Source organism: Pseudoxanthomonas sp. SGT-18 (genome assembly GCF_003931645.1).
Taxonomy (GTDB): domain Bacteria; phylum Pseudomonadota; class Gammaproteobacteria; order Xanthomonadales; family Xanthomonadaceae; genus Pseudoxanthomonas.
Genome location: NZ_RRYJ01000004.1, coordinates 240,136 through 253,411, shown reverse-complemented (window position 1 = coordinate 253,411; position 13,276 = coordinate 240,136). Strand labels below are relative to the sequence as shown.

At 72.0% G+C, this 13,276-nt stretch carries 14 protein-coding genes, 1 tRNA gene and 1 pseudogene; 14 read left to right on the top strand and 2 right to left on the bottom strand.

Annotated features, from left to right (window positions below; translation table 11 throughout):
- The first annotated feature begins 46 nt into the window (after positions 1–46).
- The 5 genes and pseudogenes from EIM47_RS08045 to fdxA all read left to right on the top strand — a co-directional run bounded on the left by EIM47_RS08045 (position 47) and on the right by fdxA (position 4,018).
- Entirely contained in the window at positions 47–673 is a 627-nt protein-coding gene (locus tag EIM47_RS08045) for a 2-dehydro-3-deoxy-6-phosphogalactonate aldolase (protein ID WP_019398766.1), read from the top strand.
- The gene (dgoD, locus tag EIM47_RS08040; protein WP_125076612.1) at positions 670–1,818 is read left to right on the top strand and encodes a galactonate dehydratase; all 1,149 of its coding nucleotides are present in this window, start codon (positions 670–672) and stop codon (positions 1,816–1,818) included. The genes EIM47_RS08045 and dgoD overlap by 4 nt, the downstream gene beginning before the upstream one ends.
- Positions 1,819–1,825: 7 nt before the next feature.
- On the top strand, positions 1,826–2,731 hold the full coding sequence (locus EIM47_RS08035; protein WP_125076611.1) for an SMP-30/gluconolactonase/LRE family protein: 906 nt from the start codon (positions 1,826–1,828) through the stop codon (positions 2,729–2,731).
- Positions 2,728–3,623: pseudogene (locus tag EIM47_RS08030) on the top strand (2-dehydro-3-deoxygalactonokinase). Before EIM47_RS08035 ends, EIM47_RS08030 begins: the two are co-directional and overlap by 4 nt.
- A 71-nt stretch (positions 3,624–3,694) precedes the next feature.
- On the top strand, positions 3,695–4,018 hold the full coding sequence (gene fdxA, locus EIM47_RS08025) for a ferredoxin FdxA (RefSeq protein ID WP_019398762.1): 324 nt from the start codon (positions 3,695–3,697) through the stop codon (positions 4,016–4,018).
- A 267-nt stretch (positions 4,019–4,285) separates the two neighbouring features.
- Here fdxA and EIM47_RS08020 read toward each other — a convergent pair whose 3' ends face one another.
- Together EIM47_RS08020 and dapA are read right to left on the bottom strand one after the other, a co-directional pair.
- On the bottom strand, positions 4,286–4,801 hold the full coding sequence (locus EIM47_RS08020; RefSeq protein ID WP_019398761.1) for a hypothetical protein: 516 nt from the start codon (positions 4,799–4,801) through the stop codon (positions 4,286–4,288).
- 27 nt (positions 4,802–4,828) lie between these two features.
- Positions 4,829–5,737, bottom strand: coding sequence for a 4-hydroxy-tetrahydrodipicolinate synthase (gene dapA / locus EIM47_RS08015; protein WP_037034999.1), 909 nt, complete (start codon positions 5,735–5,737; stop codon positions 4,829–4,831).
- 95 nt (positions 5,738–5,832) lie between these two features.
- On the opposite strand from dapA, the gene EIM47_RS08010 reads away from it, so the two are divergent.
- The 9 genes from EIM47_RS08010 (at position 5,833) to EIM47_RS07970 (ending at position 13,170) form a co-directional block, all read left to right on the top strand.
- Complete coding sequence (locus tag EIM47_RS08010; RefSeq protein ID WP_026010545.1) at positions 5,833–6,462, top strand: glycine cleavage system protein R; 630 nt, start codon at positions 5,833–5,835, stop codon at positions 6,460–6,462.
- A 17-nt stretch (positions 6,463–6,479) separates the two neighbouring features.
- Complete coding sequence (locus EIM47_RS08005) at positions 6,480–6,956, top strand: peroxiredoxin (RefSeq protein ID WP_028915421.1); 477 nt, start codon at positions 6,480–6,482, stop codon at positions 6,954–6,956.
- Positions 6,957–7,083: 127 nt separating this feature from the next.
- Entirely contained in the window at positions 7,084–8,484 is a 1,401-nt protein-coding gene (locus EIM47_RS08000) for a PhoH family protein (RefSeq protein WP_019398757.1), read from the top strand.
- 153 nt (positions 8,485–8,637) lie between these two features.
- Complete coding sequence (locus tag EIM47_RS07995) at positions 8,638–8,889, top strand: helix-turn-helix transcriptional regulator (protein ID WP_028915420.1); 252 nt, start codon at positions 8,638–8,640, stop codon at positions 8,887–8,889.
- Between the two features lie 25 nt (positions 8,890–8,914).
- Positions 8,915–9,646, top strand: coding sequence for a YoaK family protein (locus tag EIM47_RS07990; protein WP_028915419.1), 732 nt, complete (start codon positions 8,915–8,917; stop codon positions 9,644–9,646).
- Positions 9,646–11,349 carry a SulP family inorganic anion transporter gene (locus tag EIM47_RS07985; protein WP_028915418.1) on the top strand — a complete coding sequence of 568 codons (1,704 nt, stop codon included), beginning with the start codon at positions 9,646–9,648 and terminating at the stop codon, positions 11,347–11,349. Before EIM47_RS07990 ends, EIM47_RS07985 begins: the two co-directional genes overlap by 1 nt.
- A 36-nt stretch (positions 11,350–11,385) precedes the next feature.
- A complete protein-coding gene (gene thiD, locus EIM47_RS07980; protein ID WP_028915417.1) occupies positions 11,386–12,195 on the top strand; it encodes a bifunctional hydroxymethylpyrimidine kinase/phosphomethylpyrimidine kinase in 810 nt (269 codons plus the stop codon).
- On the top strand, positions 12,192–13,052 hold the full coding sequence (locus EIM47_RS07975; protein WP_019398752.1) for an alpha/beta fold hydrolase: 861 nt from the start codon (positions 12,192–12,194) through the stop codon (positions 13,050–13,052). The genes thiD and EIM47_RS07975 overlap by 4 nt, the downstream gene beginning before the upstream one ends.
- A 41-nt stretch (positions 13,053–13,093) precedes the next feature.
- Positions 13,094–13,170 (top strand) — tRNA-Arg (locus EIM47_RS07970).
- The last annotated feature ends 106 nt before the right edge of the window (positions 13,171–13,276 follow it).

The window sequence follows — 13,276 nt, the reverse complement described above, 5'->3', positions numbered from 1 at the left end:
AGGCGATCGTGCGTAGGATCGCGCCACGCCACCGCGGAGCCTGCCCATGACCCCTGCCCCATCGCCGTTCCGGCTGCCGCTGGTGGCCATCCTCCGCGGGCTTCCCCCGGGGCAGGCGCCCGCCCACTTCGCGGCGCTGCTGGAAGAGGGCTACGACGCGATCGAAGTACCGCTCAATTCCCCGGACTGGGCCACCAGCATCGGCGAAGCCGTGCGCGCGCACGGCAAGCGCGCCTGGATCGGCGGCGGCACCGTGCTGCGCCGGCAGGAAGTGGACATCCTGCACGGGCTGGGCGCGCGCTTCATCGTCACCCCCAACACCAACCCCGACCTGATCCGCCACGCCGCCGCGGGCGGGCTGCAGGTGCTGGCGGGCTTCGCCACCGCCAGCGAGGCGTTCGCCGCGCTGGAGGCCGGCGCCAGCATGCTCAAGCTGTTCCCGGCCGCGACCTACGGGCCCGGCCACCTGCGCGCGCTGCGCGCGGTGTTGCCGGCCGGGGTGCCGCTGTTCGCGGTCGGCGGCATCACCCCCGATTCCCTGCCCGCCTGGCTGGCTGCCGGATGCACCGGCGCCGGCATCGGCGGCGAGCTCTACCGCCCCGGCCAGGCGCCGGAAGCCACGCGCCGCAACGCCCGCGCCTTCCGCCAGGCCTACATGGACCACGCCGCATGAAGATCACCCGCCTGACCACCTACCACGCCGCGCCGCGCTGGCTGTTCCTGAAGGTCGAGACCGACGCGGGCATCACCGGCTGGGGCGAACCCGTGGTCGAGGGCCGCGCGCGCACCGTCGAGGCGGCGGTGCACGAGCTGGGCGAATACGTGGTCGGCAAGGACCCCTCGCGCATCAACGACCTGTGGCAGACGCTCTACCGCGGTGGCTTCTACCGCGGCGGCCCGGTGCTGATGAGCGCCATCGCCGGCATCGACCAGGCGCTGTGGGACATCAAGGGCAAGGCCCTGGGCGTGCCGGTGTACCAGCTGCTCGGCGGGCTGGTGCGCGAGCGCATGAAGACCTACCGCTGGGTCGGCGGCGACCGCCCCGCCGACCTGGTCGAGCAGATCCGCGGCTACCGCGGGCTGGGCTTCGACACCTTCAAGTTCAATGGCACCGAGGAGATGAAGCTGCTCGACAGCCCGCGCGCGGTGGACCAGGCCGTCGCCAGGGTCGCCGCGGTGCGCGAGGCCTTCGGCGACAGCGTGGATTTCGGCGTGGATTTCCACGGCCGGGTCGGCGCGCCGATGGCCAAGGCCCTGCTGCGCGAGCTGGAGCCGTTCCGGCCGCTGTTCGTCGAGGAACCGGTGCTGCCGGAGCAGGCCGAGTACTACCCGCGCCTGGCCGCGTCGACCCCGATCCCGCTGGCGGCCGGCGAGCGCATGTATTCGCGCTTCGAGTTCAAGCGCGTGCTGGAAACAGGTGGGCTGGCGATCCTGCAGCCGGACCTGTCGCACGCCGGCGGCATCACCGAGTGCCTGAAGATCGCCGCCATGGCCGAGGCCTACGACGTCGCCCTGGCACCGCATTGCCCGCTGGGCCCGGTGGCGCTGGCCGCCTGCCTGCAGCTGGATTTCGTCGCCCACAACGCGGTGCTGCAGGAGCAGAGCATCGGCATCCACTACAACCAGGGCGCCGACCTGCTCGACTACGTGCTCAACAAGGACGATTTCCGCTGCGACAATGGCCACATCCGCGCGCTGCCCGGACCGGGCCTGGGCGTCGAGGTCGACGAGGAACGGCTGCGCCACGCGCACGCCAACCCGCCGGACTGGCGCAACCCGGTATGGCGGCACGCCGATTCCAGCATTGCCGAATGGTAGGGAGCCCATGGAACAGAGCCCTCGGCTGGTCGTCGATTCGAAGTGTTCGCATGGCGAAGGCGTGCTCTGGTGCGCCCAGCGCCAGGCCGTGCTGTGGGTCGACATCCATGGCCGGCGCCTGTGGCTGCACCGTCCCGGCGACGGGCTGACCCGCCACTGGGACCTGCCCGACCGCCCCGGCTGCATCGGCCTGGGCCAGGGCAACTCCGTGCTGCTGGTGCTGGCCAGCGCGCTGTACCGCGCTGAAGTGGACGCCGACGCCCCCGGACCGCTGCAGCTGCGGCACCTGGCCGACATCGAGCCGGCCCTGCCCGGCCACCGCAGCAACGACGGCCGCGCCGACCGCCACGGCAACTTCGTGTTCGGCACGATGAACGAGAACCCTGGGCACGCGCCCACCGGCGCCATGTACCAGTACTCGGCGGCCCACGGCCTGCGCCGGTTGCCGCTGGGCGGCATCGGCATCCCCAACTCGATCTGCTTCGCGCACGACGGCCGCACCCTGTACTGGTGCGATACGCAGGCCGGCAGCATCCTCCAGGCCGGGTACGACCCCGACACCGCGCAGGTGGGCGCGCCCTCGCCGGTGGTTGTCGCCGGCGCCGCCGCCGGCTCGCCGGACGGCTCCTGCATCGACGCCGAGGGCCGGATCTGGAACGCGCGCTGGGGCGGCGCCCGCGTGGTCCGCTTCGCCCCCGGCGGCGGGATCGAACGCGAGATCCGGCTGCCGGTGCCGCAGCCCTCGTGCTGCGCGTTTGGCGGCCCCGGGCTGGACACGCTGTACGTGATTACCTCGCCCGAGGGCCTGGACCCCGCCGCGCTGGCGCAGGCGCCCGGCTCCGGCGGCCTGTACGCCCTGGAGCTCGGCCGCCCGCTCGGCCTGCCGGAAAGCCGGGTGGAGCTGCCTGCTTGATCGCGGTCGACTGGGGCGGGAGCAACCTGCGCGCGTATCGCCTCGACGACCATGGCCGGGTGCTGGGGCAGCGCCGCGGCGAGGTCGGCGCACTGGCCTGCGACACGGCCAGCACGCGCAGACCCTGGCCGGCGTGATCGGCGACTGGGACGATCCGCTGGTCCTGCTGTGCGGCATGGTCGGCGCGCGCGGCGGCTGGATCGAGGTGCCCTACGTGCCCTGCCCCGCCGGCATCGCGACCCTGGCCGCGGGCATGGTCGAGCTGGGCACTCACGCCGGCGACGCCTTGCGCGGCCGCCGGCTGTGGTGCGTGCCAGGCATGGCCGACCATCGCGGCGCCGCCGCCGACGTGATGCGCGGCGAGGAAACCCAGGTCGCCGGCCTGCTCGCGCAGCTGGGGCCCGGCCGCCACGACGTCTGCCTGCCCGGCACCCACAGCAAGTGGGTGCGGGTCGAGGACGGCGCCATCACCGGCATTTCCACCGCGCTGACCGGCGAGCTTTACGGCCTGCTGCGCCGGCACAGCATCCTCGCGCGCAGCATGCCGGCGACCGAACCGCCGCTGGACCCGGCCGCGTTCGACGCCGGCCTGGCCGCGGCGCGCGCCGGCGGCGGCCTGCTGCACGACCTGTTCGGCGTGCGCACCGCGGCCCTGTTCGCGCGCTTCGAGGCCGAGGCCCTGCCCTCTTACCTCTCCGGGCTACTGGTCGGCCACGAACTGCAGCCGGCCCTGGCCGGCGCCGCGGACGGCCCGGCGCACCTGGTCGGCAGCGATGCGCTGCTGGAACGCTACGCCCGCGCCCTGTCCGCGCACGGCCGCACCGTGCAGCGCCACCGCGAGGACCTGGCCGCGCTGGGCCTTTACCGCCTGGCCCGCGCGCGCTTCGGCTGAGCCCCGGCGCGACGCGCCCACCCCCGCTGGATTAGAATGGCGCGTTTCCTGAAGCTTCCATTGGTCCACCCATGCCTTTCGTCGTCACCGAGAACTGCATCAAGTGCAAGTACACCGACTGCGTGGAGGTGTGCCCGGTGGACTGTTTCCACGAAGGCCCGAACTTCCTGGTGATCGACCCGGACGAGTGCATCGACTGCACCCTGTGCGAGCCGGAATGCCCCGCCAACGCGATCTTCCCCGAGGATGACGTGCCGGCCGGCCAGGAAGGCTTCGTCGCGCTCAATGCCGAACTGTCCAAGGCCTGGCCGGTGATCACCGTGCGCAAGGAACCGCTGCCGGATGCCGCCGAGTGGGACGGCAAGCCGGACAAGCTCAAGCTGCTGGAGCGCTGAGGCGCTTGCCGGCCGCACCGGCGGCGCGGCCCACGACATCGCGATGCCACCGGCCATGCACCACGCCGGCCGCCAGGGCTTCCTGCAGGAAGAAACGTCCGCCCCCCGTGCAGAGGGCGGCATCCGCGCCGGAAACGCCATGCGCCCGCTTTGCCGGCGCACGCCCTGGCGTCGCCGCGACGCAGGCCCGGGGGCCAGAGGCTTCCCGCGCGGCGCGGAAACGCCGTGGCCCGCGCCGCGACCGGCGCGGGCCACGTGATACGGCAATCAGCGGGCCAGCGTGGCCTGCAGCGAGGCGATCACCTGGACCGCCGCCGGGCTGGTGGCGGCCACGCCGCGCGGATCGACCGCCGACACGTACGCCCCGCCGCGTACCGCGGCCACGCGCACCAGGAAGCTTTCGCCCTGGTAGCTGACGTCGTAGCTGCCCAGCAGCTGGGCGCGGTTGCTGATGCTCAGGCCCTCGATCGCCTCCAGGGCGGCACCGACGCGTTCGAACACCTGGTCGCGCTGGCCGCCGGCGACGGTGAAGCCGCTCTGCGAATCGGCCGGCGCGGCCGGCAGCTGCGCCGGGCTGCCGCCCGGCGACGGCACCGCCATGGCGCCGGAGGTATCCGGCAGGTCCAGGTCCGGCGGCACTTCCAGCGGGCGCTGCTCGGCGTTGAGCGCGTAGTCGCCGCGCGGCCCCTTGCGGAAGACCTTGCAGCCGCCCAGCGAGGCAACCACGGTGACGCCCAGCAGCAGAGCCGCGGAAATGCGCACGAAACGTGAGGAACGGGACATCGGCAATGCTCTCCGGATGGGTCTTGGTCAGGCCGCCAGCGTAGTGCAGCGGCAGTGTGCTTCGAGTTCGGCGGCCAGTGCGGCCATGCGCGCGGCCTCGTCGTGGTGCCGTTCAGACAGCGGCAGCAGCGGCAGGCGCAGGCCCTGCCCGTAGCCGGCGGCGCGCAGCAGGGCCTTGACCGGGATCGGGTTGGGCTCGATCCCGCAGAAGGCATGCAGCGGCGCCAGCCGCGCATCCCAGTCGGCGGCCGCGCCAGGGTCGCCGGCCCGGGCCAGGTCGCACAGGCGACGGTAGGCGGCCGGGGCAATGTTGGAACCGACCGAGACCAGGCCATGCGCGCCGGACAGCATGGCCCGCGCGGCGCTGCCGTCGTCGCCGCTGAGCACGGTGAAGTGCGCGCCGGACAGCGCGACCAGGGCCTGGATGCGGGCCGGATCGGCCACCGCTTCCTTGATCGCCACGATGTTCTCGTGCCCGGCCAGTTCGGCCACCGTTTCCGCCAGCAGGTCGCAGGCAGTGCGCGCGGGCACGTTGTACAGGACCAGCGGCAGCCCGCCCTGCCCGGCCACCGCACGGTAATGCGCGAGCAGCCCGGCCTGGGTGGCGCGCACGTAGGGGGGCGTCACCACCAGGGCCGCATCCACCCCGGCCGCCGCGGCGCGGCGGGTGCGGGCGATGGTCGCGGCGGTGCCGGACTGGCCGGTGCCGGCGATGACCGGCACGCGCCCGGCCACGGTTTCCACGGCCACCTGCAGCAGGGCGTCGTACTCGGCGTCGTCGAGCATCGCCGCCTCGCCGGTGGAGCCGGCCACGACCAGGCCCTGCGCGCCCGCGGCCAGCTGCCACTGCAGCAGCCGGCGCCAGGCGTCGAAATCGATGGCGCCGTTGCCGTCGAAGGGGGTGGCAAGCGCGGTGATCAGGCCGGTGGGGTGCAAGCCGGTTTCGCTCTGGATTCTGCGGCGCAAGCGCATGTCGCGGGGCCGCCTGAAGGAGGCCCGATCATACTTGCGGCCTCAAAGCACGGGCAAGTATGCTGGCCCGGCGGCGCGCCCCCTGTCGGCGCGCCTTCCAGCATGTGAAAACACCCGCGGAAGCCTCCTTGACCGACACCCCACAGCGGCCTTCGCCGAACGAAAACCACCTCCTGATCAACGCCTACACGACGCATCCGGAGTCGCCGCTGCTGCCGGTGACCCGCCGGATCGCCGACAGCGGCTGCAACCTGGTCGATGCCCGCCTGGCCACCGTCGGCCGCGACGTGTCGATGACCGCGCTGGCGGTGGGCTCGTGGGACGCGGTGGCGAAGCTGGAGGCGATGCTCGGCCGGCTGGAGCGGGAGGAAGGGCTCAAGCTCAACTGGTACCGCACCGCTGCCAAGCAGGTGCAGTCCAACCTGCTGCCCTACATCGTGGAAGTGGTGGCCGCCGACAAGCCGGGCATCCTGTTCCAGCTGGCGGACTTCTTCGACCGCCAGGGCATCACCATCGAGAACCTGCAGAGCACCCGCTACCGCGCCATGCAGACCGGCGCGGAGATGTTCTCGGCGCAGGTCACCATCGGCGTGCCGGCGAACATGCACATCGCCGCGCTGCGCGACGACTTCCTCGAGTTCTGCGACCACCTGAACCTCGACGCGATCATGGATCCGATGAAGTTCTGAGGGGCACGAACGGCACGATGAAACCCGCCAAGCTCGACCGCGCCACCCTCAAGCTGCCGCTGGCCCTGTCCGGCGGCGGCAGCGCCACCCTCGCCGACTACGCCGGCCGCTGGCTGGTGCTGTACTTCTACCCGAAGGACAGCACCCCCGGCTGCACCACCGAGGGCCTGGACTTCAACGCCCTGCTGCCGCAGTTCCGGGAGCTGGGGGCGGACGTGCTGGGCGTGTCGCGCGACTCGGTGAAGTCGCACGACAACTTCTGCGCGAAGCAGGGCTTCCGGTTCCCGCTGGTCAGCGACGGCGACGAGGCGCTGTGCCGCGCCTTCGACGTGATCCACGAGAAGAACATGTACGGGCGCAAGGTCATGGGCGTGGTGCGCAGCACCTTCCTGATCTCGCCCGACCACCGCATCGCGCGGGAATGGCGCGGGGTCAAGGTCCCCGGCCACGCCCAGGCGGTGCTGGACGCACTGAAGGCCGAAACCGGCAAGTGACCCGCCCATCCTTCCATGCCGACCGTCGCCCTGCCCCGCAGGCCGCGACGGCTCGCCCCTGTCCGGCGTCCGGCCCCGGCCGGTCCGCCACCCTCGCCCGTTCCGCACCAGCCACCAGGAACCCACGATGACCCGAGGCAAGCGCATCTACGTGCTGGACACCAACGTGCTGATGCACGATCCCACCGCGCTGTTCAAGTTCGAGGAGCACGACATCTACCTGCCGATGCAGGTCATCGAGGAGCTGGACAACGCCAAGAAGGGCACCTCCGAGGCCAGCCGCAACGCGCGCCAGGTCAGCCGCTTCCTCAACGACCTGGTGGAAAGCGCCGGCATGCAGCGCCTGGATGGCGGGGTGCCGCTGAGCCAGCCCAACGGCCTGCAGCTGCGCGGGCGCCATGCCGCCGGCTTGCTGCGCTTCCAGACCAGCCACTTCGAGGCCGGCAAGAGCTTCGGCGCGGTGATCCCGGACAACGCCATCCTCGGCGCGATCCTGGCGCTGAAGGAGGTCACTCCGCCGGAGATCCCGGTGGTGTTCGTGTCCAAGGACATCAACCTGCGGATCAAGGCGGCGATCGCGGGCATCGTGTCGGAGGACTACGAGAACGACCGCGCCCTGGACGACTTCAGCCTGCTGTTCACCGGCGCCACCGAGCTGCCGGCGGACTTCTGGAAGCGCCACTCGGCCGACCTGCGCTCCTGGTCCGACCGCGGCCGCACCTGCTACGAGGTGGAGCTGCGCGAGGACGAGGACTGGTACCCCAACCAGTTCCTGTACCTGCCCGGCGAGGACGAGGTCGAACTGCGCGTGGCCAGCGTCGAAGGCGGCCGCGCGGTGCTGGCCCTGGTGGACGACTACCGCCACGGCCAGCACGCGGTGTGGGGCATCACCGCGCGCAACCGCGAGCAGAACTTCGCGCTCAACGCGCTGATGGACCCCGAGATCGACTTCGTCACCCTGCTCGGCACCGCCGGGACCGGCAAGACCCTGCTGGCGCTCGCCGCCGGCCTGGCCCAGACCATGGACCAGCAGCGCTACCGCGAGATCATCATGACCCGCGCCACGGTCAGCGTCGGCGAGGACATCGGCTTCCTGCCCGGCACCGAGGAGGAAAAGATGACCCCGTGGATGGGCGCGCTGACCGACAACCTGGAAGTGCTGACCCACAACCAGGAAGGCGGCGCCTGGGGCCGAGCCGCGACCAACGACCTGCTCGCCTCGCGGATCAAGATCCGCTCGATGAACTTCATGCGCGGCCGCACCTTCCTCTCGCGCTACCTGATCCTGGACGAGGCGCAGAACCTCACGCCCAAGCAGATGAAGACCCTGATCACCCGTGCCGGCCCCGGCACCAAGATCGTCTGCCTGGGCAACGTCGAGCAGATCGACACCCCGTACCTGACCGAGACCACCTCCGGCCTGACCTACGCCGTGGACCGCTTCAAGGCCTGGCCGCACAGCGCCCACATCACCCTGCGCCGCGGCGAGCGCTCGCGCCTGGCCGATTTCGCCTCCGAGGTGCTCTGAGCCCCCCCCTCTCCCCGGGAGCGGGGACGGGGGAGCCGGGCGCCCGGCAACGCCTTTCCAGCCAGCTCCGGGCAGCGACCAGGTGATGCATGGGACATCACCTGGCAAGCCCCAGGCTTGCATAGGCATGGCTGGAGGGGGACCATTGCATCCATGATCACCGCTGCCCAGATGCGGGCCGCCCGCGCCCTGCTCGGCATCGACCAGCGCCAGCTGGCCGCGCTGGCCGGCGTGTCCCTGCCCACGATCCAGCGCATGGAAGCCAGCGAAGGCACCGTGCGCGGAGTGGTCGGTACCCTGACCAAGGTGGTCAGCGCGCTCAACGCGGCCGGCGTCGAACTGATCGGCGAGGACCAGCCCAGCACGGGCCGGGGGCGTGGCGTGCGCCTCAGGGAGCCGGCCTGATGCCCCGGGAGCCCCGCCGAGCGGCATGAACACGCGGCTGCCACGCTGGGTCTGGGTCGGCGCGATCACCCTCGCCGGGATTGCCGGCATGGTGAATGCGGTCGGCTTCCTCGGTTTCGAGCACCTGGCCGTCAGCCACGTCACCGGCACCACCACCCAGCTGGGCACGGCGCTGGCGGACGGCAACTGGCGCGGCGTGCGCCACCTGTGGGCGGTGCTGATCGCCTTCAGCCTGGGCGCCATGCTCAGCGGCCTGATCATCCAGGACAGCACCCTGCGCCTGGGCCGGCGCTACGGCGTGGCCTTGGCCCTGGAGGCGGCGCTGCTGCTGGCGGCGATCCCGCTGTTCCTGCGCCAGCAGCTCAACGGCGCGCTGCTGGCGGCGATGGCCTGTGGCCTGCAGAACGCGATGGTGACCACCTACAGCGGCGCGGTGGTGCGCACCACCCACCTGTCGGGCATGTTCACCGACCTGGGCATCGGCCTGGGCCACCTGCTGCGCGGCCTGCCGCTGCCGATGCGCCGGCTGACGCTGAGCGGCCTGATCATCAGCGGCTTCCTCTGCGGCGGTATCCTCGGCACCTGGGGCTTCCGCGCGTTCGGCTACCACGCCCTGGCGATCCCGGCCGCGCTGACCGGCGCAACCGGCATCGGCTACGTGATCTACCGCAACCATGCACTGCGCCTGCTGCGCCAGCCGGGCAGCACGCCCGACGACAGCGGCGCCCCGGAACGGGAACATCGACGGGAGGGGTAATGGACGCCACCCGGCTGCGCACCTACCTGCAGCAGTTCGAACCCAAGCTGTGGACCACCCTGCGCGAGGGTTACACCCTCCAGCACCTGCGCGCGGACGCGCTTGCCGGCCTGACCGTGGCCATCGTCGCCCTGCCGCTGGCCATGGCCCTGGCGATCGCTTCCGGCACCACGCCGGAGAAAGGCCTGCATACGGCGATCATCGCCGGCTTCCTGATCTCGGCCCTCGGCGGCTCGCGGGTGCAGATCGGCGGACCGACCGCTGCCTTCATCCCGGTGGTATTCGTGGTCATCCAGAAATTCGGCTACGGCGGGCTGATCCTGTGCACCCTTCTGGCCGGACTGATGCTCATCGCCGCCGGGCTGCTGCGCCTGGGCACGCTGATGAAATACATGCCGCAGCCGGTGATCACCGGCTTCACGGCCGGCATCGCGGTGAGCATCTTCTCCTCGCAGGTCAAGGATGCGCTGGGCCTGCAGATGGAGGAGGTACCGGCGGAATTCGTCGAGCGCTGGAGCGCCTACGCCCGACACTTCGCCACCACCCAGCCGGCCACCGTGGCCATGACCGTGCTCGGCCTGGTGGTGATCGTCGGCCTGCGTTACTGGAAGCCGAAGTGGCCGGGTTTCCTGGTCGCGCTGCTGGTGTGCACGGCGGCGACCACGCTGTTCGCCCTGCCCACCGATACCATCGGCAGCCGCTTCGGCGAACTGCCCACGGCCCTGCCCGCGTTCGACTTCCCGCGCATCCCCTTCGAGCGCACCTTCGAGCTGCTGCCCAGCGCCTTCACCATCGCCTTCCTGGCCGGCGTCGAGTCGCTGCTGTCGGCGGTGGTGGCCGATGGCATGACCGGCGGCCGCCACCGCTCCAACGGCGAGCTGGTCGCGCAGGGCGTGGCCAACGCAGCCTCGGCGCTGTTCGGCGGCCTGCCGGCCACCGGCGCGCTGGCGCGCACCGCCACCAACATCCGCGCCGGCGCGCGCTCGCCGGTGTCGGGCATGCTGCATGCCGGCTACCTGCTGCTGTTCATGCTGCTGCTGGCGCCGCTGATGCGCTACGTGCCGCTGGCCGCGCTGGCCGCGGTGCTGCTGGTGGTGGCCTGGAACATGAGCGAGTACGAGCACTTCCGCACCACCCTGTCGGCGCCGTGGGGCGACCGCGTGGTGCTGCTGCTGACCTTCCTGCTGACCGTGTTCTTCGACCTGACCGTGGCGATCGAGGCCGGCGTGGTGGTGGCGGCGCTGGTGTTCATGTACCGCATGTCCGAATCGGTCGAGATCAGCTCCGGGGTGCGCATGACCGACGACGACCTGGACGAGGCCGCCGCCCGCGCCCGCGACGAACAGCAGCGCCTGCGTCTGCCGCGCGGCGTGGAGGCCTACCAGATCGGCGGCCCGCTGTTCTTCGGCGCGGCCAACCGCCTGGACAGCCTGCTCGACCAGTTCTTCGAGAAGCCGAAGGTGCTGGTCCTGCGCATGCGCCTGGTGCCGGTGATCGACGCCAGCGGCGTGCACGCGCTGCGCAAGCTGGCCGAGCGCTGCCAGCGCGAGGGCATCGTGCTGATCCTCTCCGGCCTGCGCGACCAGCCCAACCGGGTGGTCGCGCAGATGGGCCTGGACGGCGGTGCCGGCGGCCTGCACCTGGCCTCCAACTTCGACCGCGCGCTGAAGCTGGCGCAGTCCCTGGTGGCTGCGCGCGGCTGAGCCCACGCCGCGCGCCGGGCACGGCACAATGGGCGCATGCAGACCCCATCCGTGATCTCCGCCCTGACCATCGCCGGCTCCGACTCCGGAGGCGGCGCCGGCATCCAGGCCGACCTGAAGGCGTTCGCCGCGCACGGCGTGCACGGCCTGTCGGCGCTGGCCGCGCTGACCGCGCAGCACACCCGCGGCGTGACCGCGGTGCACGTGCCACCGCTGGAATTCCTGCAGGCCCAGATCGATGCCTGCTTCGACGACTTCGACATCCGCGTGGTCAAGCTGGGCATGCTGGCCAACGCCGCCGTGATCGAGGCGGTGGCCGACGCGCTCGAGCGCCACCGCCCGCCACACCTGGTGGTCGATCCGGTGATGGTCGCCACCAGCGGCGCGCGCCTGCTGGAGGAGGACGCGCTGCACGCGCTGCGCACGCGCCTGCTGCCACTGGCCACGGTGATCACGCCCAACCTGCCCGAGGCCGAGCTGCTGCTGGGCCGCAGGATCGCCGACCTCGACGCCATGGCCGGGGCCGCCACCGCGCTGCGCGCGCTTGGCGCCGCGGCGGTGCTGCTCAAGGGCGGCCACCTGCCCGGCAGCGGCGACGTGGTGGACATCCTGGTCGACGCCCAGGGCGAACAGCGCACGGCGCACCCGCGCCTGCAGGGCGAGGCGCACGGTACCGGCTGCACCCTGGCCTCGGCGGTGGCCGCGAACCTGGCCCGCGGCCTGCCGCTGCGCGAGGCCTGCCGCCAGGCCACCGACTACGTGCACGCCGCGCTGCGCGCCGGCTCGCGTCCCGGCCGCGGCGACGTGCTGGTGCTGGACCACTTCGCCGTCCTTCCCGGCCGATGAGCGAACCGACCACGGTCGAACAGGTCCTCGCCGCCGCCGACGGCCACCGCTGGACGCTGGCCCGCGTCGCCCCGCCGCAGCCGCGCGCGCGGCTGCTGTGGCTGCCGGCGCTGGGCGTGGCCGCGCGCCACTACCTGCCATTGGCCGCGGCGCTGGCCGCGCACGGCATCGCCGTGCACCTGCACGAATGGCGCGGCAACGGCAGCAGTTCGCTGCGGCCCTCGCGCGAACGGGACTGGGGCTACGCCGAGCTGCTGAGCCGCGACCTGCCGGCAAGCCTGGACGCGGTGCCCGGCGACGCGCCGCTATGGCTTGGCGGCCACAGCCTCGGCGGCCAGCTGGCCTGCTGCCTGGCCGGGCTGCATCCGCAGCGCATTGCCGGCCTGGCCCTGGTCGCCAGCGGCACGCCGTACTGGCGCAGCTTCCCCGCGCCGCGGCGCTGGCTGCTGCCACTGGCCTACCGCCTGCTGCCGTGGCTGGCGCGACGCCAGGGCGTGCTGCACGGACGCCGCCTGGGCTTCGGCGGCACCGAGGCGCGAGGCCTGATCGCCGACTGGGCCGCGGTGGGCCGCAGCGGACGCTACGCCGCCGCCGGCACCACGCTGGACCTGGAAGCCGGCATGGCTGCACTGCAGCTCCCTGTGCAGGCGGTGGTGCTGGCCGACGACTGGCTGGGTCCGGCCTCGTCGCTGCACGGACTGCTGGCGCACCTGCCGCGCGCGCAGGCCGGAATCGTCGTGCTCGACCAGCAACAGCTGCAGGTCCGCGCCGACCATTTCAGCTGGATGCGCAGCCCCGGGACGGTGGCCTCAACCCTCGCGGAAAAAATTTTCGACCAGACGCAAAAAAGGTGTTGACGACCCTGCCCCACCCACGCATAATTTCGCGCCTCAGCAGCGCGCCCGTAGCTCAGCTGGATAGAGTACCTGGCTACGAACCAGGCGGTCGGGAGTTCGAATCTCTCCGGGCGCGCCATTTTTCAAGGACCGTCGACTTTACCGTCGACGGTCTTTTTTTTGCCCCGCGCACCGCATGCAAGCCACGGACCCGCGCGAGGCCTGGTCGACGCGGCACGCGCACA

Bases quoted from the DNA above. Each gene is read 5' to 3' on its own strand.
- EIM47_RS08045 (WP_019398766.1), top strand. From the start codon at position 47: ATGACCCCTGCCCCATCGCCGTTCCGGCTGCCGCTGGTGGCCATCCTC.
- dgoD (WP_125076612.1), top strand. From the start codon at position 670: ATGAAGATCACCCGCCTGACCACCTACCACGCCGCGCCGCGCTGGCTG.
- EIM47_RS08035 (WP_125076611.1), top strand. From the start codon at position 1,826: ATGGAACAGAGCCCTCGGCTGGTCGTCGATTCGAAGTGTTCGCATGGC.
- fdxA (WP_019398762.1), top strand. From the start codon at position 3,695: ATGCCTTTCGTCGTCACCGAGAACTGCATCAAGTGCAAGTACACCGAC.
- EIM47_RS08020 (WP_019398761.1), bottom strand. From the start codon at position 4,801: ATGTCCCGTTCCTCACGTTTCGTGCGCATTTCCGCGGCTCTGCTGCTG.
- EIM47_RS08010 (WP_026010545.1), top strand. From the start codon at position 5,833: ATGCTGGCCCGGCGGCGCGCCCCCTGTCGGCGCGCCTTCCAGCATGTG.
- EIM47_RS08005 (WP_028915421.1), top strand. From the start codon at position 6,480: ATGAAACCCGCCAAGCTCGACCGCGCCACCCTCAAGCTGCCGCTGGCC.
- EIM47_RS08000 (WP_019398757.1), top strand. From the start codon at position 7,084: ATGACCCGAGGCAAGCGCATCTACGTGCTGGACACCAACGTGCTGATG.
- EIM47_RS07995 (WP_028915420.1), top strand. From the start codon at position 8,638: ATGATCACCGCTGCCCAGATGCGGGCCGCCCGCGCCCTGCTCGGCATC.
- EIM47_RS07990 (WP_028915419.1), top strand. From the start codon at position 8,915: ATGAACACGCGGCTGCCACGCTGGGTCTGGGTCGGCGCGATCACCCTC.
- EIM47_RS07985 (WP_028915418.1), top strand. From the start codon at position 9,646: ATGGACGCCACCCGGCTGCGCACCTACCTGCAGCAGTTCGAACCCAAG.
- thiD (WP_028915417.1), top strand. From the start codon at position 11,386: ATGCAGACCCCATCCGTGATCTCCGCCCTGACCATCGCCGGCTCCGAC.
- EIM47_RS07975 (WP_019398752.1), top strand. From the start codon at position 12,192: ATGAGCGAACCGACCACGGTCGAACAGGTCCTCGCCGCCGCCGACGGC.